20 protein-coding genes are annotated in these 22,053 nt (G+C 68.3%); 9 read left to right on the top strand and 11 right to left on the bottom strand.

Annotation, left to right across the window (positions count from 1 at the left end; genetic code table 11):
- The first annotated feature begins 140 nt into the window (after nt 1-140).
- From gatC to HWY45_RS13770, 5 genes are all read left to right on the top strand, one after another.
- Nucleotides 141-440 carry an Asp-tRNA(Asn)/Glu-tRNA(Gln) amidotransferase subunit GatC gene (gene gatC / locus HWY45_RS13790; protein ID WP_017334616.1) on the top strand — a complete coding sequence of 100 codons (300 nt, stop codon included), beginning with the start codon at nt 141-143 and terminating at the stop codon, nt 438-440.
- A gap of 69 nt (nt 441-509) precedes the next feature.
- Nucleotides 510-2,000 (top strand): Asp-tRNA(Asn)/Glu-tRNA(Gln) amidotransferase subunit GatA, encoded by a 1,491-nt coding sequence (gene gatA / locus HWY45_RS13785; RefSeq protein ID WP_059881937.1) that lies wholly within the window; start codon nt 510-512, stop codon nt 1,998-2,000.
- A gap of 3 nt (nt 2,001-2,003) precedes the next feature.
- Nucleotides 2,004-3,476, top strand: a complete 1,473-nt coding sequence (gene gatB / locus HWY45_RS13780) for an Asp-tRNA(Asn)/Glu-tRNA(Gln) amidotransferase subunit GatB (protein ID WP_059563672.1) — start codon at nt 2,004-2,006, stop codon at nt 3,474-3,476.
- A gap of 112 nt (nt 3,477-3,588) precedes the next feature.
- Nucleotides 3,589-4,428: a polyphosphate kinase 2 family protein gene (locus HWY45_RS13775; RefSeq protein ID WP_059881935.1), complete on the top strand. Its 840-nt coding sequence runs from the start codon at nt 3,589-3,591 to the stop codon at nt 4,426-4,428.
- A 49-nt stretch (nt 4,429-4,477) separates the two neighbouring features.
- On the top strand, nt 4,478-5,248 hold the full coding sequence (locus HWY45_RS13770; protein WP_059563673.1) for an exodeoxyribonuclease III: 771 nt from the start codon (nt 4,478-4,480) through the stop codon (nt 5,246-5,248).
- An 87-nt stretch (nt 5,249-5,335) separates the two neighbouring features.
- Here HWY45_RS13770 and HWY45_RS13765 read toward each other — a convergent pair whose 3' ends face one another.
- Nucleotides 5,336-6,388: an NAD(P)-dependent alcohol dehydrogenase gene (locus tag HWY45_RS13765; RefSeq protein WP_059881933.1), complete on the bottom strand. Its 1,053-nt coding sequence runs from the start codon at nt 6,386-6,388 to the stop codon at nt 5,336-5,338.
- A 215-nt stretch (nt 6,389-6,603) separates the two neighbouring features.
- Here HWY45_RS13765 and HWY45_RS13760 point away from each other — a divergent pair, with 215 nt between their 5' ends.
- Nucleotides 6,604-7,578: an AraC family transcriptional regulator gene (locus tag HWY45_RS13760; RefSeq protein WP_059882065.1), complete on the top strand. Its 975-nt coding sequence runs from the start codon at nt 6,604-6,606 to the stop codon at nt 7,576-7,578.
- 13 nt (nt 7,579-7,591) lie between these two features.
- On the opposite strand, the gene HWY45_RS13755 is transcribed toward HWY45_RS13760, so the two are convergent.
- The 8 genes from HWY45_RS13755 to argB all read right to left on the bottom strand — a co-directional run bounded on the left by HWY45_RS13755 (nt 7,592) and on the right by argB (nt 17,740).
- Nucleotides 7,592-8,635 carry a M48 family metallopeptidase gene (locus HWY45_RS13755; RefSeq protein ID WP_059882063.1) on the bottom strand — a complete coding sequence of 348 codons (1,044 nt, stop codon included), beginning with the start codon at nt 8,633-8,635 and terminating at the stop codon, nt 7,592-7,594.
- Nucleotides 8,625-10,046, bottom strand: a complete 1,422-nt coding sequence (locus HWY45_RS13750) for an AmpG family muropeptide MFS transporter (RefSeq protein WP_059881931.1) — start codon at nt 10,044-10,046, stop codon at nt 8,625-8,627. The genes HWY45_RS13755 and HWY45_RS13750 overlap by 11 nt, the downstream gene beginning before the upstream one ends.
- 170 nt (nt 10,047-10,216) lie before the next feature.
- A complete protein-coding gene (gene metW, locus HWY45_RS13745; RefSeq protein WP_059563676.1) occupies nt 10,217-10,825 on the bottom strand; it encodes a methionine biosynthesis protein MetW in 609 nt (202 codons plus the stop codon).
- Nucleotides 10,822-11,967: a homoserine O-succinyltransferase MetX gene (gene metX / locus HWY45_RS13740; protein WP_059881928.1), complete on the bottom strand. Its 1,146-nt coding sequence runs from the start codon at nt 11,965-11,967 to the stop codon at nt 10,822-10,824. The genes metW and metX overlap by 4 nt, the downstream gene beginning before the upstream one ends.
- A gap of 262 nt (nt 11,968-12,229) precedes the next feature.
- Nucleotides 12,230-15,202: an autotransporter family protein gene (locus HWY45_RS13735; protein ID WP_059881926.1), complete on the bottom strand. Its 2,973-nt coding sequence runs from the start codon at nt 15,200-15,202 to the stop codon at nt 12,230-12,232.
- A 200-nt stretch (nt 15,203-15,402) separates the two neighbouring features.
- On the bottom strand, nt 15,403-16,086 hold the full coding sequence (gene slmA, locus HWY45_RS13730) for a nucleoid occlusion factor SlmA (protein ID WP_059563680.1): 684 nt from the start codon (nt 16,084-16,086) through the stop codon (nt 15,403-15,405).
- Nucleotides 16,053-16,844 carry a pyrimidine 5'-nucleotidase gene (locus HWY45_RS13725; RefSeq protein ID WP_059881924.1) on the bottom strand — a complete coding sequence of 264 codons (792 nt, stop codon included), beginning with the start codon at nt 16,842-16,844 and terminating at the stop codon, nt 16,053-16,055. The genes slmA and HWY45_RS13725 overlap by 34 nt, the downstream gene beginning before the upstream one ends.
- Nucleotides 16,841-17,740, bottom strand: coding sequence for an acetylglutamate kinase (gene argB, locus HWY45_RS13720; RefSeq protein ID WP_010090348.1), 900 nt, complete (start codon nt 17,738-17,740; stop codon nt 16,841-16,843). Before argB ends, HWY45_RS13725 begins: the two co-directional genes overlap by 4 nt.
- Nucleotides 17,741-17,974: 234 nt before the next feature.
- Between argB and HWY45_RS13715 the strand changes: the two genes are divergently transcribed.
- From HWY45_RS13715 to HWY45_RS13705, 3 genes are read left to right on the top strand one after another with little or no spacing between them, the layout of a single operon-like run.
- Nucleotides 17,975-18,199 (top strand): cysteine-rich CWC family protein, encoded by a 225-nt coding sequence (locus tag HWY45_RS13715; protein WP_059881922.1) that lies wholly within the window; start codon nt 17,975-17,977, stop codon nt 18,197-18,199.
- A gap of 59 nt (nt 18,200-18,258) precedes the next feature.
- Nucleotides 18,259-19,608, top strand: a complete 1,350-nt coding sequence (locus HWY45_RS13710) for an ATP-binding protein (protein WP_059881919.1) — start codon at nt 18,259-18,261, stop codon at nt 19,606-19,608.
- A gap of 13 nt (nt 19,609-19,621) precedes the next feature.
- Nucleotides 19,622-20,164 carry a response regulator transcription factor gene (locus tag HWY45_RS13705; protein WP_017334600.1) on the top strand — a complete coding sequence of 181 codons (543 nt, stop codon included), beginning with the start codon at nt 19,622-19,624 and terminating at the stop codon, nt 20,162-20,164.
- A 15-nt stretch (nt 20,165-20,179) separates the two neighbouring features.
- On the opposite strand, the gene HWY45_RS13700 is transcribed toward HWY45_RS13705, so the two are convergent.
- Both HWY45_RS13700 and hslU read right to left on the bottom strand, forming a co-directional pair.
- Nucleotides 20,180-20,464 (bottom strand): hypothetical protein, encoded by a 285-nt coding sequence (locus HWY45_RS13700; protein ID WP_230942253.1) that lies wholly within the window; start codon nt 20,462-20,464, stop codon nt 20,180-20,182.
- A gap of 241 nt (nt 20,465-20,705) precedes the next feature.
- Entirely contained in the window at nt 20,706-22,049 is a 1,344-nt protein-coding gene (gene hslU, locus HWY45_RS13695) for an ATP-dependent protease ATPase subunit HslU (protein ID WP_059881917.1), read from the bottom strand.
- Nucleotides 22,050-22,053: the final 4 nt, after the last annotated feature.

The raw sequence follows: 22,053 nt of genomic DNA, 5'->3' as shown, positions 1-22,053 counted from the left end.
TAATTTCGCCGTATTTGAATCGAAACGGGCGGTATTTTTGCCGCTTCGTACCCGATTTTTGAGGGCGGGATCGTACCCTCCAACCCCCCGCCGCGGCACCGGTTTTCGCGTGCCGCGCCGCCTTGTTTTCCGGTGACCGCATGGCCCTGACCCTGACCGATGTGAAACGCATCGCGCACCTTGCGCGGCTCGAAATGGCCGACGCCGACGCCGAGCATACGCTCGGCCAGCTCAATGAATTCTTCGGCCTCGTCGAGCAGATGCAGGCAGTCGACACCACCGGCATCGCGCCGCTCGCCCACCCGATCGAGCAGATTCAGGCGGTTGCGCAGCGGCTGCGCGACGACGCCGTCACGGAAACGGTGAACCGCGACGACAACCAGCGTCCGGCGCCGGCCGTGCAGGACGGCCTGTACCTCGTGCCGAAGGTGATCGAGTAAGCGTTCGATGACAAGCGCGCCCGCCGTTTCGCGCGGCGCGCGACCCAGAATTCCCAGGAAAACCACTCAATGCACGCAAAAAGCCTGACCGAACTGCGCGCCGCGCTCGCCGCCAAGGAATGCTCGGCCGTCGAGCTGGCGCAGCACTACCTGAAACGGATCGACGCCGCGCAGCACCTGAACGCGTTCGTCCACGTCGACGCCGACCTCACCCTCGCGCAGGCGAAGGCCGCCGACGCCGAGCTCGCGCGCGGCGCGGGCGGCGCGCTCACCGGCCTGCCGATCGCGCACAAGGACGTGTTCGTCACGCGCGGCTGGCGCTCGACCGCCGGCTCGAAGATGCTCGCGAACTACGCGAGCCCGTTCGACGCGACCGTCGTCGCCCGCCTGCAGGCGGCCGGCATGGTCACGCTCGGCAAGACCAACATGGACGAGTTCGCGATGGGCTCGTCGAACGAGAACTCCGCGTTCGGCCCGGTGAAGAACCCGTGGGACACCCACGCGGTGCCGGGCGGCAGCTCGGGCGGCAGCTCGGCCGCCGTCGCCGCGCGCCTCGCGCCGGCCGCGACCGGCACCGACACCGGCGGCTCGATCCGCCAGCCCGCGTCGTTCGCGGGCGTGACGGGCATCAAGCCGACCTACGGCCGCGTGTCGCGCTACGGGATGATCGCGTTCGCGTCGTCGCTCGACCAGGGCGGCCCGATGGCGCAGAGCGCGGCCGACTGCGCGCTGCTGCTGAACGCGATGGCCGGCTTCGACGAGCGCGACTCGACGAGCCTCGAGCACGACGACGAGGATTTCACGCGCCACCTCGGCCAGCCGTGGGCGCCGGGCAACGATGCGGCGAAGCCGCTCGCGGGCCTGCGCATCGGCCTGCCGAACGAATACTTCGGCGACGGCCTCGCCGACGACGTGCGCGCGACGATCGACGCGGCGCTCAAGCAGTATGAGGCGCTCGGCGCGACGCTCGTGCCGGTGTCGCTGCCGAAGACGGAGCTGTCGATCCCCGTCTACTACGTGATCGCGCCGGCGGAAGCGTCGTCGAACCTGTCGCGCTTCGACGGCGTGCGCTACGGCCACCGCGCGGCCCAGTACGGCGACCTGCTCGACATGTACAAGAAGTCGCGCGCCGAGGGCTTCGGCCCCGAGGTGAAGCGCCGCATCCTGGTCGGCACCTACGTGCTGTCGCACGGCTACTACGATGCGTACTACCTGCAGGCGCAGAAGATCCGCCGCATCATCGCGCAGGATTTCCAGGAAGCGTTCAAGTCCTGCGACGTGATCATGGGCCCGGCGTCGCCGACGGTCGCATGGGATCTCGGCGCGAAGGGCGACGATCCGGTGGCGATGTATCTCGCGGACATCTACACGCTGTCGGTGAGCCTCGCCGGCCTGCCCGGCATGAGCGTGCCGTGCGGCTTCGGCGCGGGCGCGAATGCGCAGCGCCCGGTCGGCCTGCAGATCATCGGCAACTATTTCAACGAAGCCCGGATGCTGCAGGTCGCCGACGCGTTCCAGCGCGCGACCGGCTGGCACAAGCAAGTTCCGGCGGGGGTGTAAGCAATGACTCAATGGGAAGTCGTCATCGGTCTCGAGACGCATGCGCAGCTGTCGACCGTCTCGAAGATTTTCTCCGGCGCGCCGACGCAGTTCGGCGCGGAACCGAACACGCAGGCCTGTCCGGTCGACCTCGCGCTGCCGGGCGTGCTGCCGGTGCTGAACCGCGGCGCGGTCGAGCGGGCGATCCGCTTCGGCCTCGCGATCGGCTCGACCATCGCGCCGCGCAGCATCTTCGCGCGCAAGAACTATTTCTACCCCGATCTGCCGAAGGGCTATCAGATCAGCCAGTACGAGATTCCGGTCGTGCAGGGCGGCCAGATCACGATCCAGGTGCCCGCCAATGAAAAGGCCGGCAAGGAAGCGTATTCGAAGACCGTCAACCTGACCCGCGCGCATCTGGAAGAAGATGCGGGCAAGTCGCTGCATGAAGACTTCGCCGGGATGACGGGCATCGACCTGAACCGCGCGGGCACGCCGCTGCTCGAGATCGTCACCGAGCCGGAAATGCGCAGCGCGGCCGAGGCGGTCGCATATGCGAAGGCGCTGCACGGGCTCGTCGTGTGGCTCGGCATCTGCGACGGCAACATGCAGGAAGGCTCGTTCCGCTGCGACGCGAACGTGTCGGTGCGACCGGTCGGGCAGGAGAAGTTCGGCACCCGCGCCGAGATCAAGAACCTGAACTCGTTCCGCTTCCTCGAAGAGGCAATCAACTACGAGGTGCGCCGCCAGATCGAGCTGATCGAGGACGGCGGCGAGGTCGTGCAGGAAACCCGCCTGTACGACCCGGACAAGCGCGAAACGCGCTCGATGCGCAGCAAGGAAGACGCGCACGACTATCGCTACTTCCCCGATCCGGACCTGATGCCGCTCGTGATCGGCGCGGACTGGGTGGAGCGCGTGCAGGCCGGCATGCCCGAGCTGCCGGCCGCGATGCAGCAGCGCTTCGTCGAGCAGTACGGCGTGTCCGCGTACGACGCGGGCGTGCTGACGTCGAGCAAGGCGATGGCCGCGTACTTCGAGGCAGTGGTCGCCAAGGCCGGCGCCGCGAACGCGAAGATCGCCGCGAACTGGCTGATGGGCGACGTGTCGTCGCAGCTGAACCGCGACGGCATCGAGATCGACGCGATTCCCGTGTCGGCCGCCCAGCTCGCGCTCGTGCTGCAGCGGATTGCGGACGGCACGATCTCGAACAAGATCGCGAAGGAAATCTTTGCGACGATGTGGGACGAGAAGGCCGCCGACGAAGGCGCGGCCGACCGCATCATCGACGCGAAGGGGCTGAAGCAGATTTCCGACACCGGCGCGCTCGAGGCGATCATCGACGAGGTGCTTGCGGCGAACGCGAAGTCGGTCGAGGAATTCCGTGCGGGCAAGGAAAAGGCGTTCAACGCGCTGATCGGCCAGGCGATGAAGGCGACGAAGGGCAAGGCGAACCCGCAGCAGGTCAACGAACTGCTGAAGAAGAAGCTCGGGTAAGCGGCGCACGCGCCTGACCCGCGCTTGATGACGGGCCGCCGCCGAACCTGTTCGGGGCGGCCCGTTGCAACTGGCGCGCACGCGGCGTGCGCGCCGTCACACGGAGGAACGCATGGCGAAACAACCGTCGCTCGACGACTACCGGGTGCCGTACCACACGCGCGAGAAGGACGCCGCGGCGTTCACGCTCGACGCATTCGATCCGTCCGTGAAGCCGTTTTCGTCGGGTGCGAAGGAAACCGACCGCGAGCGGCTGTCGGCCGTGTCGATGGAACTCGACGTGCAGCAGGAGCGGCTGCACACGCAGCAGAAGAAGCGCGTGCTGCTGGTGCTGCAGGGCATGGACACGAGCGGCAAGGACGGCACCGTGCGCGCGGTGTTCCGCGAGGTCGATCCGCTCGGCCTGCGCGTCGTGTCGTTCAAGGCGCCGACGCCGATCGAGGCCGCGCACGACTTCCTGTGGCGCGTGCATGCACAGGTGCCGTCGGCGGGCGAGCTCGCGATCTTCAACCGCAGCCACTATGAAGACGTGCTCGTGCCGCGCGTGCTGGGCGTGATCGACGAGAAGGAGTGCGAGCGCCGCTACCGGCAGATCCGCGATTTCGAGACGATGCTGGTCGAGAACGGCACGACGATCGTCAAGTGCTTCCTGCACATCTCGAAGGACGAGCAGCGCGACCGGCTGCAGGCGCGGGTCGACGATCCGACCAAGCACTGGAAGTTCGACATCGCCGACCTCGACGCGCGCAAGCACTGGGATGCGTACCAGGGCGCGTATCGCGACGCGCTCGCCGCGACGTCGGCGGAGCACGCGCCGTGGTACGTGATTCCGGCGAACTCGAAGACGCACCGCAACGTGATGATCGCCGAGCTGCTGCTGCGCACGCTGACCGACATGAAGCTGGAATTCCCGCCGCCCAAGCCCGAGCTGGAAGGCGTGAAGATCCGCTGAGCGCGGCCGGCTACGATAGAAACCAGAGAATACTGAACGGGAACCCGACATGATGCGTGTGATTACCGCCAACCTGAACGGCATCCGCTCCGCCGCGAAGAAAGGCTTCTTCGACTGGCTCGGCGAGCAGAACGCCGATTGCGTGTGCGTGCAGGAGATCAAGGTGTCGGCCGACGACCTGCCGGCCGAATTCGTCGAGCCGCACGGCTTCAGGAGCTATTTCCACCATGCCGAGAAGAAGGGCTACAGCGGCGCGGGGCTGTACAGCCGCCACGAGCCCGATGACGTGATCATCGGCTTCGGCAGCAGCGAATTCGATTCGGAAGGGCGCTACGTCGAGGCGCGCTACGGCAAGCTGTCGGTCGTGTCGGTGTACGTGCCGTCCGGCTCGAGCGGCGACGAGCGCCAGCAGGCGAAGTACCGCTTCATGGACGAGTTCATGCCGCACCTCGCTGCGCTCAAGAAGAAGCGCGAGGTGATCCTGTGCGGCGACGTGAACATCGTCCACAAGGAAATCGACATCAAGAACTGGAAGAGCAACCAGAAGAATTCCGGCTGCCTGCCGGAAGAACGCGCGTGGCTCACGAAGCTGTTCGACGACGTCGGCTACGTCGACGTGTTCCGCACGCTCGATCCGCGCGCCGAGCAATACACGTGGTGGAGCAACCGCGGCCAGGCGTATGCGAAGAACGTCGGGTGGCGGATCGACTACCAGATCGCGACGCCGGGTATCGCGGGCACTGCGAAAAGCACGTCGATCTTCAAGGACATCAAGTTCAGCGACCATGCGCCGCTGACGGTGGATTACGACTACAAGTAAGTGCTGCCCGCGTACGGCGCGGATGCAAGTCGCCAGCAAAACGGGCCGCGTATGTCGCGGCCCGTTTTGCTTGGTGCAGCGGCCGCGTTACGCGCGGAGCGACGCCATATCGACGACGAACCGATACTTCACATCACTCTTCAGCATCCGCTCGTAAGCCGCGTTGATCTGCTGCATCGGGATCGTCTCGATATCCGACGTGATCCCGTGCTCGGCGCAGAAATCGAGCATTTCCTGCGTTTCCGCGATGCCGCCGATCAGCGAGCCCGCGAGACGGCGGCGCTTGAAGATCAGGTTGAACACCTGCGGCGACGGATGGTCGTGCTCCGGTGCGCCGACCAGCGTCATCGTGCCGTCGCGCTTCAGCAGGTGCAGGAACGGGTTCAGGTCGTGCTGCGCGGCGACCGTGTTCAGGATGAAGTCGAAGCTGTTCAGGTGCGCGTGCATCTGCGCGTCATCCTTCGAGATCACCACCGCGTGCGCGCCGAGCCGCTTGCCGTCCTCGACCTTCGACGGCGACGTCGTGAACAGCACCACGTGCGCACCCATCGCGCGCGCGAGCTTCACGCCCATGTGGCCAAGGCCGCCGAGCCCGACGATGCCGACCTTCTTGCCCGGGCCGACGTTCCACTGGCGCAGTGGCGAATACGTGGTGATCCCCGCGCACAGCAGCGGCGCGGCGCCGGCCGGATCGAGCGTGTCCGGCACGCGCAGCACGAACGCCTCGTCGACGACGATCTGCGTCGCATAGCCGCCGTAGGTCACGTCGCCGCTCACGCGGTCGCGGCCGTTGTAGGTGCCGACGAAACCGTTCTCGCAATACTGCTCGAGCCCTTCCGCGCAGCTCGGGCAGGTGCGGCACGAATCGACGAGGCAACCCACACCGACCAGATCTCCGGCCTTGAAGCGCGACACCTGCGGGCCGGTCGCGCGCACGCGGCCGACGATTTCATGGCCGGGCACGACCGGATAGATCGTGTTCTTCCATTCATTGCGGGCCTGATGGAGATCCGAATGACACACGCCGCAATACAGGATCTCGATCTGCACGTCGAGATCGCGCAGCGCGCGCGGCTGGAATTCGAACGGGGCGAGCGGCGACCGGGCGTCGGTCGCGGCGTAGGCATAGGTTGTGCTCATGCGGGGGCTCCTGGTTCGGCAAAAGTCGCTGCCGTCGCGCCATGTGGCGGCGCGGCAAGGCAGGACGCCATCGTACGGAGCGCCATGTCGACACGAAATACCTGAAGGTCTCGAAGATTTGCCTATTTCTCTCGAAGTGCGGCCAACACCCCGCTAAAACGGTGTCAAAGTGCTACATTGCAAGCCTGTTTCTCTTGCCGGACCGGATCGCGCCGATGAGCTTCCAGCCCCTTTTCGCCGACACGGGCAACCGTGTACAGCGCCGCATGATCGACCTGCTCGCGCGCCTCGCGCCGAACGAAGGCATGGCGGCGGCAGATATCGACGGCGTGCGCTTCATTCGCGCGAACCGGCCGATACCGCGCATGCCGGTGCTGTACGAGCCGAGCATCATCGTCGTCTGCCAGGGGCGCAAGCGCGGCTATCTCGGCGATCAGTCGTTCGTCTACGACGCGCAGCAGTATCTCGTGCTGTCGGTGCCGCTGCCGTTCGAATGCGAGACATCCGCGAGCGCGGACGCGCCGTTTCTCGCAATCTCGATCCGCGTCGATCTCGCGGTGATCGCCGAATTGTCGATCCTGCTCGACGAGACGCGCGGCGTCGCGCTCAGCGAGCCGCGCGGCGTGTATTCGACGCCGCTCGACGCGCCACTTGCCGATGCGGTGCTGCGGCTGCTCGAGGCGCTTGTTTCGCCGCACGACATGCGCGTGCTCGGCCCGTCGATCATGCGCGAGATCGCGTACCGCGTGCTGACCGGCGCGCAGGGCGACGCGATCCGCGCGGCGCTCGCGCAGCAGCATCACTTCGGCCGCATCGCGCGGGCGCTGCGCCGCATCCACGCGGACCTGACCGCCGATTTCGACGTCGACACGCTCGCGCGGGAAGCCGGCATGAGCGTCGCGGTGTTCCATGCGCAGTTCAAGAGCGTGACGGCGACGTCGCCGATGCAATACGTGAAGGCCGCGCGGCTGCACCAGGCGCGGCTGATGATGGTGCAGGACGGGATGAGCGCGGGCGCGGCGGCAGCGCGGGTCGGTTACGCGAGCGCGTCGCAGTTCAGCCGCGAGTTCAAGCGGCTGTTCGGCCGCAGCCCCGGCGACGAGGTACGCTGGATGCGCGGGTCGGGCAGCCGCACGCTCGAGGAGCGCGCGGCCGTCGATCTGTCGGTCGAGCCGAAGGTCGGCGCATAGCGCGCCCCCCCGTTCAGCGCCGCGCGACCTTGCGCCGCTGCGCGCCGATCCCCGCGTAGTCGGGTAGCGTCTCGATGCGCTTGGCCGTAGCTTTCGCGTACAGCGGCATCAGGTCCGGCAGCCGGTTCAGCAGATCCTGGCGGCGCGCGGTGCTGTACGGATGCGTATAGATGTAGCCGGTTTCCCGGTTCGCGCGCGTCGCGGCCGCCAGCTTGTCCCAGAGCGTGATCGCGGCGCGCGGGTCGAAGCCCGCGCGCGCGGCGATGTCGCCGCCGATCACGTCGGCTTCGGTCTCGTCGGTCGGGTCGTAGCGCAGCGTCTGCAGGCGGCCGTCGAGGTTCAGCGGCGGCGGCAGCGGGTCGCCGACGCCGAACAGCGGCGGCAGCGTCGCCGCGCGCAGCGACGTCTGCGACGGATCGCTGAAGTTGCCGCGCGCGTGTTCGCGCAGTGCGTGCGCGATGCCGTGCGCGAGCAGCACGCCGAGTTCGTCGTCGTTCAGGCGGATGCGGTCGAGCATGCCGCCGTACACGAGGATCTTGCCGCCGGGCAGGCACGACACGCGGATGTCGCGCGAGCGGATCGCATTGACCTCCCACGTCCACGTCTTGACCCGGTCGTTCCATTTCACCGAATACGGCGCGAGCTTCGCGACGATCGCGCGCAGGCGCTTCACGCGCGGCTGGTTCTCGGCGAGCAGGCGGTTGCCTTGCGCGGCCGCCTGCACGATCTGCGCGTATTCGTTCGCCGTCAGCTGCTCGAGCACCGGCGACGGAATCAACGTGCGGAACGCGACCGCGTTGCCGAAGCGCACCTGCTGCGGCGTCGGCGTGTAGGCCTTTGCAGACGCGGCGGCGCCGGTCGGTTGCGCGGGCTCGGCGGCGGTGGGCGGTGCGGATGGCGCGGGCGTGGCCGGCGCCGGCGTGGCCGACGGTGCGGAGCCGGGCGCCGCGGCGGAACCCGCATCGCCTGCGTGCGCGGCGCCCGTGCCGAGCGCCGCGACGCCGACGCTCAGCGATGCGGCCAGGTGCGCGAGGCGGCGCAAGCGGTCACTGCGCACGGGTCGCCTCGCCATTGCGCGCGCTGCCGCGCCACGGCGCGATCTTGAACAGCAGCAGCATGCCGGGGATCGCGAGCACGGTGCACAGCAGGAAGTAGTCGAACCAGCCGGTCTTCGCGACGATGAAGCCGCTCGCCGCGGACGCGAGCGTGCGCGGCACCGACGCGAGGCTCGTGAACAGCGCGAACTGCGTCGCGGTGTAGCGCGGGTCGGTCGTGCTCGCGATGTAGGCGACGAAGGCGGCCATCGTCAGGCCGGTCGTGAAGGTTTCGAAGCCGTAGACGAGCGCGAGCGCCACCGTCATCGGGCTGAGCTGCGGCGTGACCTCGATGCCGACGACCGACAGTACCGACGCGATCGCGTGGCTCGAGGCGACCGTGAAGTCGTAGAGCGTTGCGAGCACCGCCGAGCCGGGGCCGACCTGCGCGAGCCACGCGAAGCCGAGCGTCGACACCATCTGCAGCGCGCCGAAGATCCACAGCCCGCGGCCGATGCCGATCTTCACGAGCCAGACGCCGCCGATGATCCCGCCGGCGACGCTCGCGACGAGCGCGGTGGTCTTCGCGACGATGCCGATCTCCGTGCGCGAGAAGCCGATGTCGAGGAAGAACGACGTCGACAGCGTCGTCGCCATCGTGTCGCCGATCTTGAACAGGAAGATGAACGCGATCACGAGCAGCGCGCCGGCCCAGCCGTCGCGCTGGATGAATTCGCGGAACGGCAGCACGATCGCGTCGCGCAGGTTGCGCGGCGGCGCGCCGACCACGTCCGGCTCGCGCACGAGCAGCGTCATCACGATGCCCGGCAGCATGAACGCGCCGGTGATCGCGAACACGACGTCCCACGGCAGGTGATCGGACAGGATCAGCGCGAGCGAGCCGGGGATCAGCGCGGCGAGCTTGTACGCGTTCACGTGCACCGCGTTGCCGAGGCCCTGTTCGGTATCGCGCAGCAACTCGCGGCGATATGCGTCGATCACGATGTCCGCGCTTGCGCCGAAGAACGCGACGAGCGTGGTGAGCGCGGCGACCGTCCAGATCGAATCGCGCGGCGACACGAAGCCGAGCGCGGCGATCGCGCCCGCGACGAGCACCTGCGTGAGCAGCATCCAGCCGCGCCGGCGCCCGGGCCGCCAGCCGGGCAGGCGCGGGAGGTAGCGGTCCATCAGCGGCGCCCACAGGAATTTCCACGTATACGGGAACTGGATCAGCGCGAACAGGCCGATTTCCTTCAACTGGACGCCTTCCGAGCGCAGCCATGCCTGCACGAGGTAGACGAGCGTGAAAAGCGGCAGGCCGGACGTGAAGCCGAGGAACACGCAGATCAGCATGTGCGTGTTCAGGAAGGCTCGCCAGCCGGGGTGATCCTCGTGAGCGGTGAGTGCGGGCGCCTCGTGTGGCGTTTTCGACATGGACAGAAACTGGGTAGCGTTGACGTTATGGCGGCGGGGGAGGCGGCGCAACATGGCGGCCGCCCGTGCGGCGCGGGCAGGGCCAGACCAGCCGGGCCTGACCTGACCGGCCATGCCTTGACCGGTCGCACCTGGCCGGCCGCACCGTCCGTCAACGGCGGCGCGCCGGCTCAGCTGCGCCTGACTCGGTAGACAGCAAGACTACCACGCCAGTTCGCTCCCCATCGAATCGGCTGCCCTTCGTGCAGCACGACGCGGTCGAGGATCGTGACGCCCACCTCGGGTGCGAGCGCCTCGAAATCCTTGATCGTCAGCACCCGCACGTTCGGCGTGTTGTGCCACTGGTACGGCAGCGATTTCGACACCGGCATCCGGCCGTGCAGCACCGACAGACGGTGCGACCAGTAACCGAAGTTCGGGAACGACACGATGCACTCGCGGCCGACGCGCGCCGTCTCGCGCAGGATCGCGGCCGTCTGGTGGATCGTCTGCAAGGTTTGCGACAGGATCGCGATGTCGAAGCTGTGGTCTTCGAACAGCCGCAGGCCGTCCTCGAGATTCTGCTGGATCACGTTGATGCCGTTCTTCGCGCTCGCGAGCACGCCGGCGTCGTTCAGCTCGATGCCGTAACCGGTGACGTCCAGTTCTTCCATCAGCAGCGCGAGCAGCGAGCCGTCGCCGCAGCCGAGGTCGAGCACGGTCGAGCGCGGCTCGACCCAGCGTGCGATCGTGCGGAAGTCCGCGCGCGCGGACAGGGAATTCAGCGCCTGCTGGTTCATGCACCCACCTCGTTGGCGATTCGTTCGTAATACGCGCGGATCAGGTTGTGATAGCGCGCGTCGTCGAGCAGGAACGCGTCGTGGCCGTGCGGTGCGTCGATCTCCGCGTAGCTCACCGTGCGCTTGTTGTCGAGCAGCGCCTTCACGATCTCGCGCGAGCGCGCCGGCGCGAAGCGCCAGTCGGTCGAAAAGCTCGCGATCAGGTATTTCGCCTTGGTCTGCGCGAGCGCGGCGGTGAGGTTGCCGTCGAACGCCTTGGCCGGGTCGAAGTAGTCGAGCGCGCGGGTGATCAGCAGGTAGGTGTTCGCGTCGAAGTAGTCGGCGAACTTGTCGCCCTGGTAGCGCAGGTACGACTCGACCTCGAACTCGACGTCGAAGCTGAAGTTGTACGCGTCGAGCGCGCCGTCGGCGCGGCGCAGCGCACGGCCGAATTTCTCGGCCATGTCGTCGTCCGAAAGATACGTGATGTGGCCGATCATCCGCGCGACGCGCAGGCCGCGCCTGGGCTTCACGTCGTGTGCGTAGTAGTCGCCGCCGTGGAAGTCGGGGTCGGACAGGATCGCCGAGCGCGCGACCTCGTTGAACGCGATGTTCTGCGCGGACAGCTTCGGCGTCGATGCGATGTCGATGCAGTGCGCGACGCGCTCCGGGTACATCAGGCTCCACGCGAGCGCCTGCATGCCGCCGAGGCTGCCGCCCATCACCGCGGCGAAGCGCTCGATGCCGAACGCGTCGGCCACGCGCGCCTGCGCGTGCACCCAGTCCTCGACGGTGACGACCGGAAAGCGCGCGCCGTACGGCTTGCCGGTCGACGGATCGATGCTCATCGGGCCGGTCGAGCCGAAGCACGAGCCGAGGTTGTTCACGCCGATCACGAAGAAGCGGTTGGTGTCGAGCGGCTTGCCGGGGCCGACCATGTTGTCCCACCAGCCGGCGCTGCGCGGGTCGTCCGCGTAGACGCCGGCGACGTGATGCGACGCGTTGAGCGCGTGGCAGACGAGCACCGCGTTCGAGCGCGCGGCGTTGAGCTCGCCGTACGTCTCGACGACGAGCTGATAGTTGCCGATCACGCTGCCGCTTTGCAAGCGCAGCGGTTCGGCGAAGTGCATGGTCTGTGGAGCGACGATGCCGATCGATTCCATTCGTTCCGCCTTATGACTGGGCGGCTAAACGGTGTCGGCGATGCGCGGAGTCGAAGATGCGCGGCTGACGACCTCTTTAGCCGCATTTGTAGTGAACCGCCGGGACGAAGACACATCAACGTTCCGGCCGGTTCGCGCGCCCGCAATCGAGTCAGCAAATCGGCGCGCTTCCGACCCGCCGCCAAGGGGGCGGCAGGTCGGCAGAGTATAGCGGAATTCCGCGAGGCGCGGATTTCGCGCCCCGCGGGCCGTCGGCTCGGCGTTACCAGCGGTATTTCGCCGAAAGCTGGCCCTTCACCACCGAGTAGTCGGACAGATTCCCTTCCACGCCGAGGCTCGCCGATACCGAGAATTGCCGGGCCACCTGCCCGGTCGCACCGATCCGGACTGCCGCCCGGTCGCGCGGCACGCTGAACGAGAATGCATTTCGGTCGAGCGTCAGCGAGCGCGAGCCCGGGCCGTGCCACCAGTTCGCTTCGATGAACGGCCGAAGTTCGCGTCCGGACGACATCGCAGTCACGCCATGCACACGTACGCCCAGGCGGGTGAGCACGTCGGTGGCGCCTTGGCCGTCGAGGCGGCCGCCGGGGGTGTCGTGCGCGTCCGCGCGATAGTCGGATACGACGAGCTGAGCCTCGGGTTCGACGAAGAAGCGCGTGTCGCCGCGCTCGTAGAAGCGGAGCGAATAGCCGGTCTCGATCGAGCCCGTGACGGTACGCGACCGGTACGAATCGGCCGCGAGGCTGCCGCCGACGCTGTTCGCGTAGGCGCCATACATGAACCACGCATCGACGTAGGGGCCGGACAGGATGTCGCGGTTGCCGTACCACGTGCCGTACAGCCCGACGTTGTAGCCGGCGACGCTGCCGCGTGCGGTGGCGTCCGTGATCCGCTGCTCGATCGCGTTCCACAGCGGGCGTGTCGACCAGTTCGTCTGGCTGCCGTACATGCCCATCGCGCCGACCCGGATGCTGCCGCCGCGGCCGTCGTCGAAACGGAGCAGATCGGCGCCCGCGTGAATCAGGCGGCCGTTGCCCGACACGCCGCGGTTGCCTCCCGACATCGACGTGAACTGGCCCTCGGCGCGCAGCCAGGCGGCGCCGTCGAGCGGGCGCGGCGCGCCGGAGGCCGAGCGGAGCGAGCGGTCCTCACGCTGATGCAGCGTATGGATCGCCATCATCGCGGCCGCATCGGCGTTGGCCAGATAGGCGTCGGGTTCCGGTGCGATGGCGCGGGGCGGCGGTGTCGTTTCCTTGCCGATCGAGGATTCGTCGCCGCCGTCGCCAGGGAGGATCGGCGGCTCGGGAGGCGGCTCGGGCTTCGCCGTGGACACGAGATACCAGTCTTCCGCCCGGCCACCCTGTCCGCCGCGTGCGAGCATGTAGTCGTAGCCGCCTGCGGAAAGCGTGCCGAAGCCGTTCCGGTAACCGTCCGACGCCGCGTCGAGCGCGAATGCCGCGGTGTCGGTCGTGCCGCCGTTGCGGGTCTCGACGACCGGAATGCCGACCGTCGTCTGCGCGCCTTCGCCGCCCGTGCGCTTCACGACGATCCCCGTATTGCCCGACGCGTGCCCGCCGTCGATCACGAGTTTGTCGGTGGGCGATGCGTCGTCGCGTAGCGTCGTATGGATGAGCAGCCTGCCGTTCCGGGCTGCATAGTCGCCGGTGACGGCAAGCACGCGCGGTGTGCTGGCGTCGGGCCCGGAAAACGCGATGGTCGAGTCGTTCAGCACGACCGATCCGACCGTCGAATCGGCGGTGACGGTCCAGCGGCTGTCGGAGTCGAGCGACAGTGCGCGGACCGCGTCCGTCGCGCCGGCCCATGCTGCCGCACGGGACAGTGCGACGTCGGTTACGGCGAGTGTCGGGCTGCCGTCGTCGGTCGGTTGGTTCACGATGTCGCCGGCCGCCTGCGCGCCGCTATCGAGCGTCAGCCGGACCGGCGCGCCGGATTGCGCGTCGACGGACAGCAGCGTGCCGTTGCCGCCGGCGGCGCGCGCGCCGTTGCGCAGCGAGACGATCGCGCCGGCTGCGCCGATCGCACCGTGCTGCTCGCTGATGAGCGAGCCGCCATCGACGGTCAGCCTGCCGCCGTAGACTGCCGCGGCGTATGCCCCGTCGCCGGTCGCGCGCACGTCCGTGCGCAGCAGGTCGATCGTGCCGCCTCTGCCTGCATGGAGCGCGGCGGCGTCTCGGCCGCCCGTCGTGACGACGCCATCCGCGATCGAGGCGATCGAGCCTGCGCCGCTCGACAGCATGCCGTAGGCTCGCTCGCCGCTCGTCGCGATGCCGCCGCCCGTCATCTCGACGCGGCCGCCGAGCCGCGCGACCGCGCCGATCGAGCGCGCGCCGCTCGTGACGACGTGCGTATCGGTCGCCCGGACGAGCGGCGTCGGGTCGGATTGCTGCTCCTTCGACGTGTAAAGCCCATGCGCGCTTTCGCCGTGCGTGAAGACGCGCGTGCGGGCGAGTTCGACCTGGCCTTTGCGCGTGTCCACGCCGGTCGCGGCGTAGCCGTCGGTTTCCAGGCGCGAGTCGCTGAATGTGGCCACGGAGGCGCCCGGCATGAACAGCGTCGATGCAAAGTCGCCGGTTGTCCGGATGTCGGTGCGCGCCAGTGTCGCGTGGACGTCGTCGTAGCTGACGAACACACCATAGGCAAATTGCCCGCCGGTGCGGACCAGCGTATCGGCGACGTTCGCGATGGCGCCGGGCGCGTTATTCACCGCAATGCCATGGGCTTCGCTCCCGCGCGTCACGATCGCGCTGCCGGCGATGTCGGCACGGCTTCCGCCGACATCGACGTAGACGCCGTGCGCGTAGTCGCCGTCGGTATCGATCGAGCCGTTCTCGGCGAGCACGCTGCCGCCCAGGCGGATGTCGATGCCGGCGCCGAGGATGCCGCGGGTGCGGATTTCGGTGTCGCGCATTTCGATGCGCGAGCTTGCGCCTTCGACGGCGGCGCCGCTCGCGCCGTTGCCGGACGAGAACAGGCGCGTCTTGCCGGTGGTGGTCAGCACGCCGCCGTTGACGGCGGAAAACACCGGCCTGAGAGGGGCGGTCGTCGAATAGTCGCCGGGCGCGACTTCGTGCGCGACGCCGTCCGCGCGTTGTGCGCTGCCATCGGAAGCCTCGGCCACTGACGACGGCCACGGCACCACCGCACCCGCGAGTAGCGCGGATTGCGCGAGCCGCCTGCCGGCGCGCGCTTGATACAACCGAAACTTGGCATTCACCTGTTCACCTCGACTTGACTTGTACAGGCGAAAAATTACGTCAAGCGGGTGGTCGGGCGAAATTGGACCAGTTCGATTTTTGCGGGCTATCGCGAAGCATGGCCGATCGGCCGACCCGGCCTGGCTCGGGGCGGGGGCATGCGGATCCGGCCGGACGGCCGGTTCATGGACGCCGGGGCAGGCCGGGCGTCAGCGGCGCATTACTGCAGGATCAGCCGCAGCTGCGCGTCGGCCTGTTCGCCGGGCGCTTTCGAGAAGCCGCTCCTCGCGAAGCGGTGCCAGCGTCCGATCACGTAGCTGACGAGCAGGCTGGCGCGCGCGGCGGGGTCGTAGTCGGCCGACAGCGGAACGGCGCCGGCCGCGTGCGGGCTGCCGTCGCGGCGCGCATTCGATTCCATCACGGCGATCCGCAGGCTCTGCTTCACGGCGGCCTCGATCCGCTCGATCATCCGGTCGACCCGCTCGACCAGCCGTTCGTGCTCGCCGACGAGCGCCTCGCCGGTCAGCACCCGCGTCATCCCGGGGTTCTTCGCCGCGAAATTGAGCAGCATCAGCCCGACCGCGCGCGCCTGCAGCACGCCGTCGGGCTCTTTTGCGGCGATCTGGTTGATCAGGCCGAAGAGCGTGCTCTCGATGAATTCGATCAGGCCTTCGAACATCTGGGCCTTGCTCGCGAAATGGCGGTAGAGCGCGGCCTCCGACACGTCGAGCCGGGCCGCGAGCGCGGCCGTCGTGATCTTCTCGCGCTTCGGCGCCTCGAGCATCGCGGCGAGCGTCTGCAGGATGTGCACGCGGCGCTCGCCCGGTTTCGGGCGCGTGCGGGTGCGGGTGGGGGATGTCTGGTCGTCCGTTACCGCTTGGTCCTGCGGGTGAGTCGGCTGCATTTTTGTCGCCCCGATCGAGTGCCCAGTCGAAGCGATTTTAACGAACGAATCCGCTGGTCGACATAGTGCGGGCGCCCGGTGTTCGGCAGATGGCCCGGCAGATGCCCGGTAATCCACACCGTGCCGATGCCGAGCCGCTTGTAGCGCTTCAGGTGGCTGCGCGTGTCCTCGACGAGGATCGCGTCGGCCGGGCGCGCGTGCGCGGCGCGCAGCGTCCGGCGCAGCATCGTGTGGTCGGGCTTCGCGCGCCACATGCGGCGGTCGCGCATGTGCTCGATCGCGATCACGCGCTCGAACAGCCGCTCGATGCGCAGCTCGCGCAGCACCGCGCGCGCGTAGTTTTCGGGCGCGTTGGTCAGCACGAACTTGCGGCCGGGCAGCGCGGCGATGATCCGCGCGAGACCGCGCTCGGCGCGCAGCATCGCGGGCAAATCGGAAAACGTGTGGACGACCCGCAGGAAGTCGTTCGGATCGATCGGGTGATGGCGCGCGAGGCCGAGCAGCGCCGCGCCGTAGCGCTGCGTGTAGCCGGTACGCAGCCGGTCGGCTTCAGCGCGCCCGACGTGGAGCGCGTCGATGATGTACTGCGTCATCGCGCGGTTGATCTCCGGAAAGATCGCGTGCGATGCGTGGTGAAGCGTGTTGTCGAGATCGAACAGCCAGACGGGGGCGCCGGCGCGCGGCCGGCTGCGGGAGATGCGCCGGCGTCGCAGCGACGCCGGCAGGTCGGGGCCGGTGGTTTGGCGGCGCGCGCTCAATGCGAGCGGATCATCGTGCCGAACGGCTGCTCGGTCAGGATTTCCAGCAGCACCGAGTGCTCGATGCGGCCGTCGACGATGTGCACCGACTTCACGCCGCTCTTCGCGGCATCGAGCGCCGACGAGATCTTCGGCAGCATGCCGCCGGAGATCGTGCCGTCCTCGAACAGCGCGTCGATCTCGCGCGCCGACAGGTCGGTCAGCAGGTTGCCGTCCTTGTCCATCACGCCGGGGATGTTGGTCATCATCAGCAGCTTCTCGGCGTTCAGCACCGTCGCGAGCTTGCCGGCGACCAGGTCGGCGTTGATGTTGTACGACAGGCCATCCTCGCCGAAGCCGATCGGCGAGATCACCGGGATGAACGCGTCGTCCTGCAGCGCCTTCACCACTGCCGGGTTGATCGCCTCGACCTCGCCGACCTGGCCGATGTCGATGTACTGGCCCGGATTGTCGCGGTCCGGCATCAGCAGCTTGCGCGCGTGGATCAGGCCGCCGTCCTTGCCCGTCAGGCCGACCGCGTGGCCGCCGAAGTGGTTGATCAGCATCACGATGTCCTGCTGCACTTCGCCGCCCAGCACCCACTCGACGACTTCCATCGTCTCCTCGTCGGTGACGCGCATGCCCTGGATGAAGGTGCCCTGCTTGCCGATCTTCTTCAGCGCCTGGTCGATCTGCGGGCCGCCGCCGTGGACGATCACCGGGTTGATGCCGACCAGTTTCAGCAGGATCACGTCGCGCGCGAAGCCCTGCTTGAGCCGCTCTTCCGTCATCGCGTTGCCGCCGTATTTGATCACCACGGTCTTGCCGTGATAGCGGCGGATGTACGGCAGCGCCTCCGCGAGGATTTCGGCTTTCAGCGTGGGGGCGATCTGCGAGAGGTCGATGGGCTCGGACATGGCGGCGGCTCTGGCTGGGAACGGTTGAAACAGGCCGAATTGTACAGGAGTGGCGCAGCGCAGCATCGCGATTTTGGCCCGGCCGGGACGGCCGGGGGCGACGCCGGGCGCCGGGCGCCGCGGCCTTGCGGCGGCCGCTGGCCGGCGTTGTCCGAACGGCCGATGTGCGAACGCCGGCCGCCGCGCTATGCTTGTGCCGTTGGGTGCCGCCGTGCCCGCTTTCCCGCCCCCGTCATGACCGAATTCGCTGCCGACCGCCGCGCCGAACCGCGGCGCGCCCGCTGCCCGCGCTGCAGCCGCAGTTTCGACTGCGGCGCGCGCACGCAGCCGTTCGAATGCTGGTGCGCGGCGATGCCCGGCTTGCCCGACGGCGCGCAGCCGGCGTGCGGCGGGCGCTGCATGTGCCCGGAATGCCTCGCCGACGAGATCGCGCGGCAGGTGGCCGGAAAGCCGGCGTAGCGCGCGAGCGTTCTGGCCCCGGCTAGGGTGGCCGCGCGCTAAACGGGTAAACTGGGCGGATGCAACGAATCACCACCACCGGCCGCGTCAACCTCAGCCACCTGTTCTGGCTGCGCAATCTCGCGATCATCGGCCAGCTCGCGACGATCGGCGTCGTCCAGACCTATTTCGGCGTGCATCTGCCGTTGCCGGCGATGCTGATGGTCATCGCGCTCGAGATCGTCTTCAACGGGCTGACCTGGGTGCGCGTGCTGCGCGCGCGGCCCGAGACCAATTTCGAGCTGCTCGGCCAGCTGTGGGTGGATCTCGGCGCGCTGTCGGCGCTGCTGTTCCTGTCCGGCGGCACGACCAACCCGTTCGTGTCGCTGTACCTGCCGTCGCTCGCGATCGCGGCGGCGGTGCTGCCGTGGCACCTGATGATCTGGCTCGCGGCGTTCGCGGTCGCGTGCTACGCGGCGCTCGGCTTCGATTCGGTGCCGCTCAACATGGACAATCCGGCGAACCTGTTCGACTACTACCGCACCGGGATGTGGGTGAACTTCATGGTCAGCGTCGGGCTGATCGCGTGGTTCGTCGCGCGCATGTCGAACGCGCTGCGCCAGCGCGACGCGGCGCTCGGCGAAGCGCAGCAGAGCCTGCTGCGCGACGAGCGGGCGGTCGCGCTCGGCGTGCAGGCGGCGACGGTCGCGCACGAGATGGGCACGCCGCTGTCGACGATCGCGATGCTCGCCGAGGAATTGCGCGACGCCGCGCGCACCGACGCGGGGCTGGCGCGCTACGAGGCCGACCTGAAGGTGCTCGAGGAACAGATGTCGCTGTGCACGTCGGCGCTCGCGCGCCTGCGCAGCCGCGCGAGCGCGCCGGCGAGCCGCCAGCCGGTGGACGACTGGCTCGATACGTTCGTCGAGCACTGGCGCCTGCGGCATCCGCACGTGCAGTTCGAGCTGCTCGGCGCGCGGCCGGCCGGCGTCGCGCTCGACGACACCGTCGCGGCGGGCCAGATCCTGACGATCCTGCTCGACAACGCGGCGCGCGCGAGCCCGCAGCGCGTGACGCTCGCGGCGAAGGTCGCGCATGACGGCGCGGCGGACGAAATCGAATTCGAGGTATGCGACGACGGCCCGGGCATTCCGGCCGCGTTGCGCGAGTCGCTCGGCGCGATGCCGGTCGACAGCACGCAGGGCGGGCACGGGGTCGGCCTGTACCTCGCGTTCAGCGCGGCGGCGCGGCTCGGCGGGGAAATCGAGCTGTCCGACGCGACGCCGCGGCCCGCAGGCACGGCGTCCGGCCGGCTCAACGGCGCGGCCGCCGGCCGTTCCGCGGGCACGGCTTCCGGGCGCGGCACGCGGGCCGTGCTGCGCCTGCCGGTGGCGCGCCATGCGGCCGCCGCCGCCTCACCCAACATGTAGACGGAGAAACCACATGAGCGACAACAACTTCCTGGTGATCGACGATAACGAGGTGTTCGCGGGCACGCTCGCGCGCGGCCTCGAGCGCCGCGGCTACGCGGTCCAGCAGGCGCATGACAAGGAGGCGGCGCTCAAGCTCGCCGCGGCGGGCAAGTTCCAGTTCATCACCGTCGACCTGCATCTCGGCGAGGATTCGGGCCTGAGCCTGATCGCGCCGCTCTGCGACCTGCAGCCCGATGCGCGGATCCTGGTGCTGACCGGTTACGCGAGCATCGCGACGGCCGTGCAGGCGGTGAAGGAGGGCGCCGACAACTATCTCGCGAAGCCGGCGAACATCGAATCGATCCTGGCCGCGCTGCAGACCAACGCGAGCGAGCTGCAGGCCGACGAGGCGCTCGAGAACCCGGTCGTGCTGTCGGTCGACCGGCTCGAGTGGGAGCACATCCAGCGCGTGCTCGCGGAAAACAACAACAACATCTCGGCGACCGCGCGCGCGCTGAACATGCACCGCCGCACGCTGCAGCGCAAGCTCGCGAAGAAGCCGGTGCGTCAGTAAGCGGGGCCGGGCGCTTCATCCGGGCGGCCGCTGGTCCCGCGCGATGCGGGCGACGATGTCGCGTTTGAGCAGGTGCGCGATCAGCGCCGAGTAGAAGACGTTTGCGAGCAGCGGCGCGAGCCCGCCGGTCACGGCGGCGACGGCCATTGGCCACGGCTTCACCGACGCGCAGCGCGCGACGAAGGAGATGCCGACATGCACCGGCACGGCCGTGAGCGCGATACCCGCGAGCGCGCCGAGCCACGCGAGCGCAAACGCGACGTGGTAACGGTGCAGCGAATCCTGCCTGATTCGCCGCATGATCTATCGGATCTCGGCCGGCGTCAGGGTGCGCAAGGCCGGCACGAATCGGCCGGCGATGGACGGGTAGATGATCATGGAGGGGCGGCGGCGATGGCGCCGGTTCGTGGCCAGGGGAATCCCGATTCTAGGAGCCCTCCCGGGTGCCGGCCATCGGACGCGTTCCAAATTGCACGCGCCCATGAAAAAACGGGCGGCCCCGCCGGGGCCGCCCGTTTTTCGTTCGATGCCGCGCGCCGCGTTACAGCACGTAGCGCGACAGATCCTCGTCCTGCGACACCTCGCCGAGCGCACGCTCGACATACTTCGCATCGATCGTCACGCGCTCGCCGGCGTGGTTGCCGGCCGCGAACGACACTTCCTCGAGCAGCTTCTCGATCACCGTGTACAGGCGGCGCGCGCCGATGTTCTCGGTCTTCTCGTTGACCGAGTACGCGATTTCCGCGAGGCGGCGGATGCCGTCTTCGGCGAAGTCGAGCGCCACGTCCTCGGTCGCGAGCAGCGCCTGGTACTGCTTGACGAGGCTGGCGTCGGTCGCGACCAGGATCGCCTCGAAATCCTTCACCGACAGCGATTCCAGCTCGACGCGGATCGGAAAGCGCCCCTGCAGCTCCGGAATCAGGTCGCTCGGCTTCGCGAGGTGGAACGCGCCGCTCGCGATGAACAGGATGTGATCGGTCTTCACCATCCCGTACTTCGTGTTGATCGTCGTGCCCTCGACGAGCGGCAGCAGGTCGCGCTGCACGCCCTGGCGCGACACTTCGCCGCCGCTGCCTTCGTTGTTGCGCGACGTGATCTTGTCGATCTCGTCGAGGAACACGATGCCGTTCTGCTCGACGTTCTGCACGGCCTTCGTCTTCACTTCCTCTTCGTTGAGCATCTTCGCCGCTTCCTCGTCGGTCAGCAGCTTCAGCGCCTCCTTGATCTTCACCTTGCGGCGCTGCTTCTTGCCGCCGCCGAGGTTCGAGAACATCGAGCGGATCTGCTCGGTCATCTCTTCCATCCCGGGCGGCGCCATGATGTCCATGCCGATCGTCTGCTGCTCGAGGTCGAGCTCGACTTCCTTGTCGTCGAGCTGGCCTTCGCGCAGGCGCTTGCGGAACGTCTGGCGGGTCGTGTTGTTGTCGTCGTTCGCGTGCTCGGCGCTCGCGCCGAAGCCGACCGCGCGCGGCTGCGGCAGCAGGATGTCGAGGATGCGGTCCTCGGCCTGGTCGGTCGCCTTGCTGCGCACCTTGCGCATCTCCGCTTCGCGCGTCTGCTTGACCGAAATCTCGATCAGGTCGCGCACGATGCTGTCGACGTCGCGGCCGACGTAGCCGACCTCGGTGAACTTGGTCGCTTCGATCTTGATGAACGGCGCATCGGCGAGCTTGGCCAGGCGCCGCGCGATTTCGGTCTTGCCGACGCCCGTCGGCCCGATCATCAGGATGTTCTTCGGCGTGATTTCCGTGCGCAGCGGATCGGCGACCTGCTGGCGGCGCCAGCGGTTGCGCAGCGCGACGGCCACTGCCTTCTTCGCCTTGTTCTGGCCGATGATGTGCTTGTCGAGTTCCGAGACGATCTCGGCAGGGGTCATGGTGCTCATGGGT

The organism is Burkholderia stagnalis (assembly GCF_902830275.1).
Classification (GTDB): domain Bacteria; phylum Pseudomonadota; class Gammaproteobacteria; order Burkholderiales; family Burkholderiaceae; genus Burkholderia; species Burkholderia stagnalis.
This window is presented reverse-complemented; position numbering and strand designations above follow the sequence as displayed.